The organism is Aquabacterium sp., from assembly GCF_004297345.1.
Taxonomy (GTDB): Bacteria; Pseudomonadota; Gammaproteobacteria; order Burkholderiales; family Burkholderiaceae_C; genus Aquabacterium.
Window position 1 is genome coordinate 1 of the sequence record NZ_SCTN01000479.1, and the last position, 11,980, is coordinate 11,980.

At 62.2% G+C, this 11,980-nt stretch carries 11 protein-coding genes and 1 pseudogene; 7 read left to right on the top strand and 5 right to left on the bottom strand.

The genetic code is table 11. The features are described from left to right. The coding region (locus EPO09_RS18430) for a metallophosphoesterase (protein WP_367200090.1) at positions 1-287 on the top strand (287 nt) is incomplete at its 5' end. Between the two features lie 13 nt (positions 288-300). Continuing rightward, positions 301-1,713, top strand: coding sequence for a bifunctional serine/threonine-protein kinase/universal stress protein (locus EPO09_RS18435; protein ID WP_290645356.1), 1,413 nt, complete (start codon positions 301-303; stop codon positions 1,711-1,713). Between the two features lie 6 nt (positions 1,714-1,719). Here EPO09_RS18435 and EPO09_RS18440 read toward each other — a convergent pair whose 3' ends face one another. The 3 genes from EPO09_RS18440 to EPO09_RS18450 form a co-directional block, all read right to left on the bottom strand. Further along, a complete protein-coding gene (locus tag EPO09_RS18440; RefSeq protein WP_290645358.1) occupies positions 1,720-2,331 on the bottom strand; it encodes a chemotaxis protein CheD in 612 nt (203 codons plus the stop codon). Further along, positions 2,312-2,893 carry a chemotaxis protein CheW gene (locus tag EPO09_RS18445; RefSeq protein ID WP_290645360.1) on the bottom strand — a complete coding sequence of 194 codons (582 nt, stop codon included), beginning with the start codon at positions 2,891-2,893 and terminating at the stop codon, positions 2,312-2,314. The genes EPO09_RS18440 and EPO09_RS18445 overlap by 20 nt, the downstream gene beginning before the upstream one ends. Before the next feature lie 89 nt (positions 2,894-2,982). Then, entirely contained in the window at positions 2,983-4,788 is a 1,806-nt protein-coding gene (locus tag EPO09_RS18450; RefSeq protein WP_290645361.1) for an ATP-binding protein, read from the bottom strand. Between the two features lie 131 nt (positions 4,789-4,919). Here EPO09_RS18450 and EPO09_RS18455 point away from each other — a divergent pair, with 131 nt between their 5' ends. Beyond that, positions 4,920-5,540: a response regulator transcription factor gene (locus EPO09_RS18455; RefSeq protein ID WP_290645363.1), complete on the top strand. Its 621-nt coding sequence runs from the start codon at positions 4,920-4,922 to the stop codon at positions 5,538-5,540. Positions 5,541-5,556: 16 nt separating this feature from the next. Here EPO09_RS18455 and EPO09_RS18460 read toward each other — a convergent pair whose 3' ends face one another. Continuing rightward, entirely contained in the window at positions 5,557-6,378 is an 822-nt protein-coding gene (locus EPO09_RS18460) for an NAD(P)-dependent oxidoreductase (protein ID WP_290645365.1), read from the bottom strand. 271 nt (positions 6,379-6,649) lie between these two features. Here EPO09_RS18460 and EPO09_RS18465 point away from each other — a divergent pair, with 271 nt between their 5' ends. Then, the gene (locus tag EPO09_RS18465) at positions 6,650-7,141 is read left to right on the top strand and encodes a DUF4405 domain-containing protein (protein ID WP_290645367.1); all 492 of its coding nucleotides are present in this window, start codon (positions 6,650-6,652) and stop codon (positions 7,139-7,141) included. Between the two features lie 37 nt (positions 7,142-7,178). Here EPO09_RS18465 and parC read toward each other — a convergent pair whose 3' ends face one another. Then, the gene (parC, locus tag EPO09_RS18470) at positions 7,179-9,506 is read right to left on the bottom strand and encodes a DNA topoisomerase IV subunit A (protein WP_290645369.1); all 2,328 of its coding nucleotides are present in this window, start codon (positions 9,504-9,506) and stop codon (positions 7,179-7,181) included. 218 nt (positions 9,507-9,724) lie between these two features. Between parC and EPO09_RS18475 the strand changes: the two genes are divergently transcribed. From EPO09_RS18475 to EPO09_RS18485, 3 genes and pseudogenes are all read left to right on the top strand, one after another. Beyond that, the gene (locus EPO09_RS18475; RefSeq protein WP_290645371.1) at positions 9,725-10,522 is read left to right on the top strand and encodes a hypothetical protein; all 798 of its coding nucleotides are present in this window, start codon (positions 9,725-9,727) and stop codon (positions 10,520-10,522) included. 129 nt (positions 10,523-10,651) lie between these two features. Beyond that, entirely contained in the window at positions 10,652-11,404 is a 753-nt protein-coding gene (locus tag EPO09_RS18480) for a hypothetical protein (protein WP_290645373.1), read from the top strand. A 227-nt stretch (positions 11,405-11,631) separates the two neighbouring features. After that, a pseudogene (locus EPO09_RS18485) lies at positions 11,632-11,980 on the top strand (hypothetical protein); the annotation flags it as partial.

Below are 11,980 nucleotides of genomic sequence, written 5' to 3' on the forward strand. Positions count from 1 at the left end.
ACCAGCCCTGCCTCTACCACCTCTCTGGCGCAGGCAAAGCCGGTGAGTTCTCGCCGGTAGACGGCACGCCCATCATTTTGTCGCCCATGAGGCGCTGGCTGGCCATACCAGGCTCGGTCGGCCAACCCCGAGACGGCAACCCTGCGGCCTGCTACCTGGTGTTCGACACGAGCAGCAAGCAGATCACGTTTCACCGCGTGCCCTACGACCACGAAGCGGCGGCACAACGCATCGTCGATGCAGGGCTGCCTCGCCATCTGGCCGACCGCCTGCGCGACGGGCGCTAAACAGGAGCTGCGCATGATGACCCCGCCTGGAAAACTGCAAGCCGGCGATGTGATTGACCAGTTTCGACTGAAGGAAAAACTGCACCAGGGCGGCATGGCCACCTTGTGGGATGTCGAGCCGCTGGAAGGCGATGCCGGCCACGCCCTGATCATGAAGATCCCACGCATCAAGGGCGGAGAAGATCCAGCCACCATCGTGGGCTTCGAGGTCGAGCAGATGGTGATGCCGATGCTCAAAGGGCCGCATGTGCCGCGCTTCCTGACCAAGGGCGACTTCATCAAGCAGCCCTATATCGTGATGGAGCACATTCAGGGCGAGTCCCTGCGGCCAAGGCTGGACAAGGCACCCTTGCCATTTGAAGAGGTTGCCGAGATCGGGCAGCGTGTCGCCTTTGCCCTGCACGAACTGCACAAACAGCACCTGGTGCACCTGGACATCAAACCCAGCAACATCATGTTCCGCCCAACTGGTGAGGCGGTGCTGGTGGATTTCGGTTTGTCGCGCCATGCGCAACTGCCCGATCTGCTGGAAGAGGAGTTCTCGCTGCCCATGGGAACGGGGCCTTATATGTCGCCCGAACAGGTGCAGTTCATCCGCAACGACCCTCGCAGCGACCTGTTTGCGCTTGGCGTGATGCTCTACCACCTCACCACAGGAGAGCGGCCCTTTGGTAGCCCCAGCAGCGTGTCAGGCCTGCGCAAGCGGCTCTACACCGATCCCATTCCGCCGCGCGCGCACCGCGCCGATACGCCGCCCTGGTTGCAGGAGGTGATCCTGCGCTGCCTCGAGGTGGACCCGGCCAAGCGTTATCAAACCGGCGCCCAACTCGCGCTGGATCTGCAGCACCCCGATCAGATCCCCTTGAGCAAGCGGGCGGACCACATGGCACCGCGCGGCAGCATCAGCAGCATCCGGCGTTGGTTCAAGGCCATGGGCGCCGAACCAGAAGCGCAGGGCAATGCCACCCAGCACGTCGAGCACAGCCCGATCATCATGGTGGCCATTGCCACCAAGGCCAGTACGCCCGAGCTGGACAAAAAGCTGCTGGCCACGGTCCGGCGCATCCTCCAGATCGAGCCTGGCGCCCGCCTGGCCTGCGTGAGCGTCATGAAGATCAACCGTGTCGGCATGGACAAGCTCACCGACGAAGAAGGCAACAGTCTGCATGTTCAGCAACTGGTCGCCATCAAGCACTGGGCCCGGCCTTTGCAACAGCAACTGGAACTCGATGAGCACCGTCTGACCTTCCATGTGCTGGAGGCACCGGACACGGCACATGCTCTGGTCGAGTTTGCCAACAAGAACCAAGTCGACCACATCGTGATGGGTGCGCGAGGCAACTCGGCGCTGAGACGTTACCTGGGCAGCGTCAGTGCCCAGGTTGTCGCTGAGGCGGACTGTTCGGTTACCGTGGTGCGCGTCTGAACCGCATCACATCTCGGCGGAACCCAGTCGGCCACCGTGGGTGATGGTCAAGCTTCCATCCACCAACTGGAAGCTCAGTTTGCGCAGATCGCGCCCCCCCACTTCCTGCTGATGTGGCTCGATCTGCAGGCTGGACGCCCACGACTGCGCCCACCGTAGATTGCGCTCGCCGGCACAGCCATCTTGCTGATGCGCGCCACCGACCAGAGACAAGCTCACGTCCGACCAATCACAAGCGCTCCGCAGGAGGCGCTCGCCAAGCCACCGCACGGCATCATCGGCATACAGGCCGCTGCCGCCCTCCAGGCCATATACGCCTGCGGGCCGCTGAGGATGGGCATAGCAACACACCGCGCCCAGGCGATAGCGGGGAATCCACATCACCAGGGCCACACTGGCGCCCAACATGGCCGTCACACGCAGGTCGCCTCGGCCAAACAGCCAGTCGCCCGGCCTGAGCATCACGCTGCGTCTGCCCAGAGGATCGGCACTGACCACGCCGCTGCTTTCCAGGAAACTGGGCAAGGGCGGCGGGAACATCTCTCGGCTGATCGGCGGCGGCATGGCCGCTCGCGTGCTGGCATCAGCCGACAGCAGGTCAGTGATGAACGAGGTCATCGTGCAACTCCCCCACGCTGATCAACTGTGCCAGTTCATCGCTGAACAACAACTGCTCTGCATGCATCACCATGGCGTAGTGACCAGGATGGCTGGCCATCACCTCCATGAAGTGACTATTGAGGTTGGCGCCGCACGTGGGAGGGGCGTCCATGGCTTTTCCGTTCAAGTTCAGCACGTCATGAACATGATCGACCTCCACGCCGACTTCGACCTTCTGGTCACCCAGGTGTGCCTCGACCAGCACCACGCAGCTGCGGTGACCGGCTTTGGCAGGCGGGAAACCCAGCCGGCTTGCCAGATCAATCACGGGGACCAGGCGGCCGTCCAGTTGCATCGATCCTTTGACAAACTCGGGCATGCGAGGATCAGGGGCCACGCAAGGCGCATCAACAATGGCCGTTGTGGCCACGATGTACAAGGCGTAGTTCGTGCCGGCCGCGTTGAAGGTCAGGAAATGGGTACCGCCGCTGTGGATCATCACTTCTTGTTTAGCGTCATTTGCGGCGGCTTCGGCGCTACAAGCCTTTGCGCTGTTTTTGGTGGCCCTGGTGATGATCATGCTTGCTCTCCTTTGCAATTCCATGATCCACATTGTGAAGATGCGCCCTTCATCCGCCCATCAGCGCCTCACCTTGGGGTCACCCCGGGTCAAGACCTGGGAAAGAGCGCATCGACCGCTTGCACGAACGCTGCGAGTGCGTCAGATGTCACGCCTCGCCCCGCGAGCAGGGCCTCTTCGTGCTGTCGGGCCTGGGAAACCAGTTCAGCCTGACCCAGCACAGCCAGGGAGCCACGCAAGGCATGGATGGCCTGGCGAAGGGCTGCGGTATCAGCCGCCTGCTCCAATGACTGCCGCATCGCCGGCCACTGACTGGCAAACAGCGTCATCAAGACCATGCGGCCACCGGATCTGGGGGTGTCAGCCGGTACAAGCCTGGCCTCGACTGGCGCCGGGGGCGCCGCAGGCACGGGTTGAAAGGCGCGATGGACGACGTCGGCCTTGAGCGCCACATCACGCAGCAGCGCGTGCAGTTGTGCCGCGTCGAAAGGCTTGCTCATGCACGCCAGCGCGCCCAGAGCCCAGGCGGCTTGTTGATCGCTTGCATCGATGTGTGCGCTGAGAAAAACAATGGGCAAGTCCTGACCGTGAGGCAGCGACCGGATCGCGCGGGCAACCTCCCATCCATTCAAATCTGGCAACTGGATGTCGAGCAGAACCAGGTCAAAGTGACGCTGCCCGACCAGATCGGCCACAGGCCGCCCCTCCCCTGCCATGGTCACGTCCACCCCGATACGGCGCAGGAACTCACGCAATACATGCTGGTTCAGCGCGTTGTCCTCAACAGCCAGTACCTTGAGTCCCACCAACTGCGGATCAATGGCCAAGGTTTCATCACGTCGAGTTCGAAACACAGCCTCGGCCAACAAGGGCAGGGCCCGCACATCGCCCGCCGAAGTAACAGGATCAGCGCTGACCCAATGCACCTCTGCCCCCTGTTGCCGGGCGCGTTCCGCCATGCCCGAGCCCGAGGGCGCGGCCACATCGATGACCCATCGGTACGACGGACTGCTTGGCATGGTGATGGATGCGACCTGATCAGGCGTCAGCACGGCTTCACCTTGTGCCGCCCATTGGGTGGCCACCGTCTGCAGCAGACGATCATCGTCACTGACGACCACGGTCTGGGCCTTCTGATGCGTTGTTGGTGCAGACTCATCGAATGGCAACTCGAGGTCAAACCAGAACAAGGAGCCACCGCCAGGCACGGAAGCCACGCGCAAGCTGGTGCCATGCAAAGCCAACAAGCGGTTGACAACAGCCAGGCCCAGGCCGCTGCCACCAATCTTGGGCAGAGACAGATTGCTGACCTGCTCAAACGGTTGGCCAATACGCTCGATCTGATCCAAGGCGATGCCCGCCCCCGTGTCCGATACCGACATGCGCAGCATCACCCGTCCGGCGCGCACGGCTTTGCGCCGGACGTCGATCACGACGCGCCCGCGGTCGGTGAACTTGAGCGCATTGGCCACCAGGTTGAGCAAAATCTGCTCGATTCGTTCCACATCGCCCCGCAACGACATGGGGCATGCTGGATCGACCGTGGCATACAGGCGCACCGGTTTGTCTTGCCGCAAGCTGGCGGCCAAGGCCCCCACGCGAGAAACCACGGCCGGCAGGGGCAAGGGTTGATCGGCATCGATGCTGAGCTTGCCGACCTCCAGGCGGGTCAGGTCCAGCAGATCGTTGACCACGCGCAGCATCAAGCGAGAGGCCTGCTCGATGTGATCCAGATGCTGACGATCCACCCCGGCCGGCCAATCTGCACGAGCCAGTCGGCCAAAACCCAGGATGGCGTTCAGGGGCGTGCGCAACTCATGGCTGATGGCGGCGACGAACGCGTCTCGCCCCGCTGAGGAGGCTGGCGCGACAGCCGAAGCAGCAGTGTCGTCCATGCCATCAAGCCCACGACCGGCCAAGCGAGCGCGACGCCCCTGCGATGCAGGTCGAATAGATGAGCGGGCTCGACGGAACAATGTCACAAATTCCTGCCGAAGGCTTGGTGTGGGGATGCCGACAATGCATCATGCAAGCAATGCGCGTCATCGTAGCCGACGATCAGATCCTGATTCGAGCAGGAATTGTGGCCATCCTGGAAGATCTGGGCGGCTTCGAGTGCATTGCATCCGTGGATGACGGCCCTCGCTGCCTGAAGGCCTGCGCAGCCACCCCGCCCGACATCCTGCTTCTCGACCTGAACATGCCCGGCTCCAACGGTCTGGACGTGGCGCGCGTCCTGCGCCAGACCCAGCCAGACATCAGCATCATCATCCTGACCAGCAGCACCGATGCCGACATCGCCAAACGGGCGATCGACATGGGCGTCTCGGGCTTTGTGTCCAAGGATTTCGTGCTGGCCGAACTGGCCATGGCCCTGCACTGCCTGCGCGAAGGCCGCGTCTACCTGAGCCCGGACATCGCCCTGGCCTCCGTCAAGGAGAAAGATGCCAGCGACAAGCTCACGCCCCGCCAGAAAGACGTGCTGCGCTGCATTGCCAAAGGGCAGTCCAACAAGGAAATTGCCCGCGATCTGTCTGTGAGCGTCAAGACGGTTGAATACCACCGGGCAGAGCTGATCCAGCGCCTGGATCTGCACGATGTGGCCAGCCTGACGCGCTTTGCCGTGTCACACGGGCTGGTGGAATGAGGGCTCAGTTGTCGACTCAGTTGTCAATGTAGAGATCCAACATCGGCTCGGAGCCCGGCGTGACCAGGTAACGATCGAAATCGGTGATGCCGGCATCACGCAGCACCTGCTCGTCCACAAAGAACTGGCCCGTGGCCTCACGGCTGCCGCGCGTCAGGATCCGATAGGCGGCATCGGCCATGATCTCGGGTGTGCGTCCCAGCGTACCCAGTTGCGAGCCAGCGATGTTCAGTGCCGATGTGGCAATCAGCGTGCGCGGCCACAGGGCGTTCACGGCAATACCCTTGCTGCGCAGCTCGGCCGCCAGGCCATACGCCACCATGCTCATGCTGTATTTGGACACCGTGTACGCCGCATGGGATTCGAACCACTTCTCCTGCAGATTGATGGGCGGCGACAGCACCAGGATGTGCGGATTGGCCGCTTTCTCCAGGAAGGGCAGGCAGGCTTGTGAACACATGAAGGTGCCGCGCACGTTGATGTCCATCATCAGGTCGTAGCGCTTGGCGGCGACCTCGGGCGTCTTCGTCAGGTTGATGGCGCTGGCGTTGTTGATCAGGATGTCGATGCCACCGAAGTGGGCCGCGGCCTTGGCCACCACCTCACGCACCTGGTCTTCATCACGCACGTCCAGCACCAATGGCAAGGCGCGTCCGCCTGCGGCTTCGATCTCGGCCGCTGCGGAGTGAATCGTGCCGGGTAAGCGAGGATCAGGCTCGGACGTTTTGGCCGCGACCACGATATTGGCACCATCACGCGCCGCACGCAGCGCAATGGCCTTGCCGATGCCACGGCTGGCGCCTGTGATGAAGAGAGTCTTGCCGGCGAGAGACGTCATGGGCGTTCCTGGATGTCAGGTCAAAAGCAATGCGCTGTAGCCTAACCCAGCTTGCCCCAGCCACCTCGCTGGCGTTTTCCAGCTTGCCAGCGTCAACACCCCCATGCCCTTGCTTGACGCTCAGGTCAAGCGCATGCCCTCAGCATGCAAGCGCGGCAGGTTTGACGCCGGTCAAACTCGCCCCCGGCACAGCAACACACAGGCAACACAAGGCCTGCACACTGTTCATGTCATCAACAATATGGGTTCCGCACCTTGCTGGAACACGATCATGCAGATCTCCCGCGAATGGGCAACGCCCCTCACGATTGGCTCTTTCTTCCTGATGGCCTGCACGGGCATCCTGATGTTCTTTCACGCCGACATGGGCAAGAACAAGGACGTACATGAATGGCTGGGCTGGGCCATGGTGGCGGGCGTGTTCGCGCACGCCTGGGCCAATCTGGCCTCGTTCAAGCGCTATTTTGCCAAACCGGCGGCGCTGGCCACCATGGGCGTATTTGTCGCCATTTTGCTGGCATCTTCCTTCATCAAGGAAGAAGAGGACGGCAAAGGCGGCAACCCTGGCAGGCGCGCCACCAAAGCCGTGCTGAATGCGCCCATCAGCGCCATCGCACCCTTGGCAGGGCAGCCACCTGAGGCATTGCTGGCCGATCTGCAAAAGGCTGGCTTCAAGGTTGAATCAAGCAGCCAGACGCTGATCAGCGTGACCGGGCCGGAGCAGCCCGATCAATTCAAGGCGCTGGCCGTGATCTTTCACTGACCAGCTGCCTTAGGCGCTCAATGGGGATCAGTGGCGATCAAGCCAACGGCAAGACCCGCATCACCTTCTGGAAGGCGTCCACGGCCTTGCCCTTGCGGGCGCGCTTGCCGATGTGAGCCAGGTAGGCAGAGTTGCGCACGTCCTCTTCCTTGGCCTTGCCGCCTCGGCCCGAGCCGATGACCTTGACGCCGCCGGCCACCGTGGCCACCGAGATCAGCGGATCCTTCTTGGCATCCACTTCCATCAAGGTCAGGCCTCGGCCGCCGTTGGACTGCAGCTTGAGCTCATCCAGGCCGAACACCAGCATGCGCCCGCCTTGTGCCAGACAGGCCACATGCGTGTGCGCTGGCTGCACCAGCACAGGCGGCAGCACCAGATCACCCTCGTCCAGCGTCAGGAAGCCCTTGCCGCCCTTCTGGCGCGTGATCAGGTCACCCAGTTTGGCCATCAGGCCGAACCCACCGGTATTCGCAAACAGCAAAGTCTGATCAACGCTGCCAGCAAGGTAGTGAACCGGCTGCGTACCGGATTCGAGCTCGATCATGGTCGTGATCGGTGCGCCGTCTCCCCGTGCGCCAGGCAGTGCTGACACCGGCACGCTGTACACACGCCCGTTGCTGCCCACCACGATCATCGGATCCACCGTGCGGCACTCGAAGGTGCCATACAGACCGTCACCCGCCTTGAAGGCGAAGCCCGCCGGGTCGTGACCATGGCCGGTACGTGCACGCACCCAGCCCTTGAGCGAAATCACCACCGTCACGGGCTCGTCGATCACCTTGACCTCGGCCACAGCACGCTTTTCAGCCTGGATCAGGGTGCGGCGCTCGTCACCAAACTGCTTGGCATCGGTCTCGATTTCCTTGACCACCGTGCGCTTGAGCGAGCTGGGGTTGCCCAGGATGTCTTCCAGCTTGGCCTGCTCGGCACGCAGCTCGGACAGCTCCTGCTCGATCTTGATCGCCTCCAACCGCGCCAGTTGACGCAGGCGGATTTCAAGGATGTCCTCGGCCTGGCGATCGCTAAGCTTGAAGCGCTCGATCAGCGCGGCCTTGGGCTCGTCGCTGTTACGGATGATGTGGATGACCTCGTCGATGTTGAGCAGGACGAGCTGACGGCCTTCCAGGATGTGGATGCGGTCCAGCACCTTGCCCAGACGGTGGCGCGTACGCCGCGTGACGGTCTCCATGCGGAAACCGATCCACTCCGTCAGGATCTGACGCAGGCTCTTTTGCGTGGGCCGCCCATCGGCGCCGACCATGGTCAGGTTGATGGAGGCCGAGCTTTCCAGGCTGGTGTGCGCCAGCAGCGTCGTGATCAGCTCCTGCTGCTCGACCGTGCGGGTCTTGGGCTCGAACACCAGGCGAACGGCTGCATCCTTGCTGGATTCATCGCGCACGGTATCCAGCACGGACAGCACGGTGGTCTTGAGCTGGGTTTGCTCGGCGGTCAGCGCCTTCTTGCCGGCCTTGACCTTGGGGTTGGTCAATTCTTCGATTTCTTCCAGCACCTTGGCGGCGCTGGTACCGTGAGGCAGCTCGGTCACGACCAGTTGCCACTGGCCGCGCGCCAAGTCTTCGATCTTCCAGCGGGCGCGCACTTTCAAGCTGCCACGGCCCGAGCCGTAGGCGTCCTGGATTTCCTTAGGCGTAGAGATGATCTGGCCACCGCCTGGGAAATCAGGCCCCTGGATCAGCTCGAACAACTCCTCATCGGCCAGCTTCTCATTCTTGATCAGCGCCACGGTGGCCGCGGCCACTTCACGCAGGTTGTGGCTGGGGATCTCGGTGGCCAGACCCACGGCAATGCCGCTGGCACCATTGAGCAGCACAAAAGGCAGACGTGCCGGCAACTGCTTGGGCTCTTCAGTGGAGCCGTCGTAGTTGGGCACAAACTCCACTGTGCCCATGTCGATTTCATCGAGCAGCAGGCGGGCAATGGGCGCCAGGCGGGCTTCCGTGTAACGCATGGCCGCTGCGCCATCGCCGTCTCTGGAGCCAAAGTTACCCTGGCCGTCGATCAGCGGGTAGCGCAGGGCGAAATCCTGCGCCATGCGCACCATGGCCTCGTAGGCGGCAGAGTCACCATGCGGGTGATAGCGACCCAGCACATCCCCCACCACGCGGGCGCTCTTGACCGGCTTGGGTCCGCTATTGCCCGAAAAACTCAGGCCCATGCGGTCCATCGCGTACAGGATGCGCCGCTGAACGGGCTTCTGGCCGTCGCACACATCCGGCAAGGCACGGCCCTTGACCACGCTCAGCGCGTATTCCAGGTAAGCGCGCTCTGCGTAATGGGCCAGTGTCAGGGACTCGCCGCCATCGCTGGGAGGCGCAGGATTGAAATCGATGGTTTGTTGGGTCATCTTGATCAGGCAAACGCCCCGTCACACCGACGAGGCCCGTTAGACGCAGTCAAATCTGCAGCGGGCTCTTATTTTGCCTGCTCGGCAAGCGCCTGCTGAATCTGATCAGGGGAATTGTGGGAAGAGACGGCTCCGTCAACGGCTAATATCAAAACAATCACGTTATGCACCAGCCGGCCTGAGGCCAACCCATCGTCACTTAAGCAGCGAAATCCCACATGACATTCACACAACTTTGGCGCCTGGTTTCACTGAGTCTGTGTTTGATCCTGAGCGGGTGCCTGCATATGGATGTGGTCTTCACCGTACAGGCCGATGGCAGCGGCACCATCACCGAAACCACGCACTGGCCGGCGAACAACCCCTTGCTGCATCAATTCGGCGGCACGCTGCCGCCCATGAACGCGGCCAGGCTTCAAGCACTAAAAGAGAGAGCTCGCAGCATGGGGCCCGGTGTCACCGCCAGCGAGCAGTCGCAGACTCACGCCAATGGCCAGGTTGAGCACACCCTCACATTCCTGGTCCCGAACTTCAACCAGGTGCACTACAGCCTTGACCAGGGTACAAGCCAGAAATCGCACGGCTTGCAATACAGGTTCGAGCTGGTGCGCAAAGCTGGGCAACCCAGCAAGCTGACAGTGAGCAACGATCCATTTGTGATCAGTCTGTTCGATGAGGCAAACACCCCTCCTCCACTCAAGGACGCGGCGACGGCGAGCGCCAATGACAGCCTGCGCCAATTCATGACCACATCCATGCAGGCGATGGCGGGCATGGCCGTGGACATCAAGCTGGCCCTGGCAGGCGAACCGCTCAAGTCGACGGCGGCGTTCCAGAATGGCCAGATCGCCACCCTGTTTCACATGGACGTCGATCAGCTCATGGCCAAACCCGACTGGCAAGCCAGGATGTTTGCCCAACCGGCACCGCGCGCTGCCGGAGCACCGTGCATCTATGCCGACGAGCCCGGCATGCAGGTTGACTGTCAGCGCCACATCGAGGTCTGGTTGCGCTGACAAACTGACCGCTGATCGCGTCAGTTGCGGGGTATAGCCCCTGTGTTTGCCGGCATCGCAGTGTCATGCGTCGCGCTATCTTGCAGTCTCCTGAACTCTGTTCGCGGCGCGTTTCGCCGTGCTACAAGCATGTCACGTCTGCGCATCACCCTGATGACCGGCCTGCTGTGGACCGGATCGAACCTGACCCATGCCCGTGAGTTGCCCGTTTCAGATCCTGTTCGAGCGTCACTGGTCGATATCGCTCGCAACACACCGGCAACCGGCCTGCCTTCTGATGCTCGATTGACGCTCAGTCGTGCCTGGGTGGATGGGTCACAAGCGAAAGTCTGTGCACTGGCCAGACGCGCTGATGGCGATCTGCTGATTCAGGACGGCCGCGCCCAGATGAAACGGGTGCACATGCGTAAAACGGGCTCGAAATGGGCCGTTGAGCATGCCGAACGCATCGTGATCGGCCCCAGGATGACGATTGACACGGCGTGCCGCCAACCTTCTTCGGAGTCCATCATGGCGCAAGCCATTCAGACGCTGGAGGCGCATCCGCCAACGGCTGGCATCAAGGCCTCACCGACTGTGAGCCCCGCCAATTGCCTGGCATCAACGCCGGTATCCACCGGTAAACCATTGCCAGCGCCTGGCGTAGCCGCCCTGCCCGGCCGAAGTCTGCTGCACACGGTCCCCGATGCCAACTGCCTCATGGGCAAGCACATCGTGGAGGGCGACAAGGTTCTCATCCTGAACCAGGTGCCTGGGTGGACCCAAATCCGCTACACGCATCCACTGACGAGCGTTGTCACAGTCGGGTGGCTTGTAAGCGAGCGCGTGAAGCCCATTGCCCCCCATGACCAAGCCCGTACCGATACCGCCCTGACGCACTGAGCCCCCATGCCGGGCGATGGCGTCATATATGTTGCCAAACGTCATCAGGCGCGTATTTATTCCCTATCGCTGTCTGCCACATTGTTCTAAATTGGCTTCCGGTCGCCGCACAAGCAGCGCCACTCTCTGCAGTCCAGCGCAGCGGTCAACCAAGTCGTCGCCCCCTGCGATCGTTTCACGCCCTCTTTGATGGAGTCATGTGTATGCGAGCAGGATCAAGACAGACCATGACGCGAATAGCGGGTGCCCTCGCCCTGTTCGCGCTCACACCCAGCAGCCACGCGATCGATGTCGATTTTTCAGGGTTCGCCTCCGTGGTGGCAGGACGAACGTTTGGCAACTGCCAATCAGGCAGCATGGCGCCACACTACGACGGCGAATGCACTCACTACATCGCAGACTGGGGACACGCTGGCGTCTACACCGAAGACTGGGATGTGAACCCCGAAAGCCGTGTCGGCCTGCAATGGACAGCCAAGTTCACGCCGACCGTCTCAGGCACCGCCCAGGTCACCGGCCGACTCAGCCGTGCCCAGAAAGCCTCGCTGGAATGGGCATACCTGAGCTACACAGGCG

What these genes read in the sequence shown, in the direction of transcription:
- EPO09_RS18455 (WP_290645363.1), top strand. Translation starts at nt 4,920, where the DNA reads ATGCAAGCAATGCGCGTCATCGTAGCCGACGATCAGATCCTGATTCGA.
- EPO09_RS18435 (WP_290645356.1), top strand. Translation starts at nt 301, where the DNA reads ATGATGACCCCGCCTGGAAAACTGCAAGCCGGCGATGTGATTGACCAG.
- EPO09_RS18450 (WP_290645361.1), bottom strand. Translation starts at nt 4,788, where the DNA reads ATGGACGACACTGCTGCTTCGGCTGTCGCGCCAGCCTCCTCAGCGGGG.
- EPO09_RS18440 (WP_290645358.1), bottom strand. Translation starts at nt 2,331, where the DNA reads ATGACCTCGTTCATCACTGACCTGCTGTCGGCTGATGCCAGCACGCGA.
- parC (WP_290645369.1), bottom strand. Translation starts at nt 9,506, where the DNA reads ATGACCCAACAAACCATCGATTTCAATCCTGCGCCTCCCAGCGATGGC.
- EPO09_RS18465 (WP_290645367.1), top strand. Translation starts at nt 6,650, where the DNA reads ATGCAGATCTCCCGCGAATGGGCAACGCCCCTCACGATTGGCTCTTTC.
- EPO09_RS18475 (WP_290645371.1), top strand. Translation starts at nt 9,725, where the DNA reads ATGACATTCACACAACTTTGGCGCCTGGTTTCACTGAGTCTGTGTTTG.
- EPO09_RS18445 (WP_290645360.1), bottom strand. Translation starts at nt 2,893, where the DNA reads ATGATCATCACCAGGGCCACCAAAAACAGCGCAAAGGCTTGTAGCGCC.
- EPO09_RS18460 (WP_290645365.1), bottom strand. Translation starts at nt 6,378, where the DNA reads ATGACGTCTCTCGCCGGCAAGACTCTCTTCATCACAGGCGCCAGCCGT.
- EPO09_RS18480 (WP_290645373.1), top strand. Translation starts at nt 10,652, where the DNA reads ATGTCACGTCTGCGCATCACCCTGATGACCGGCCTGCTGTGGACCGGA.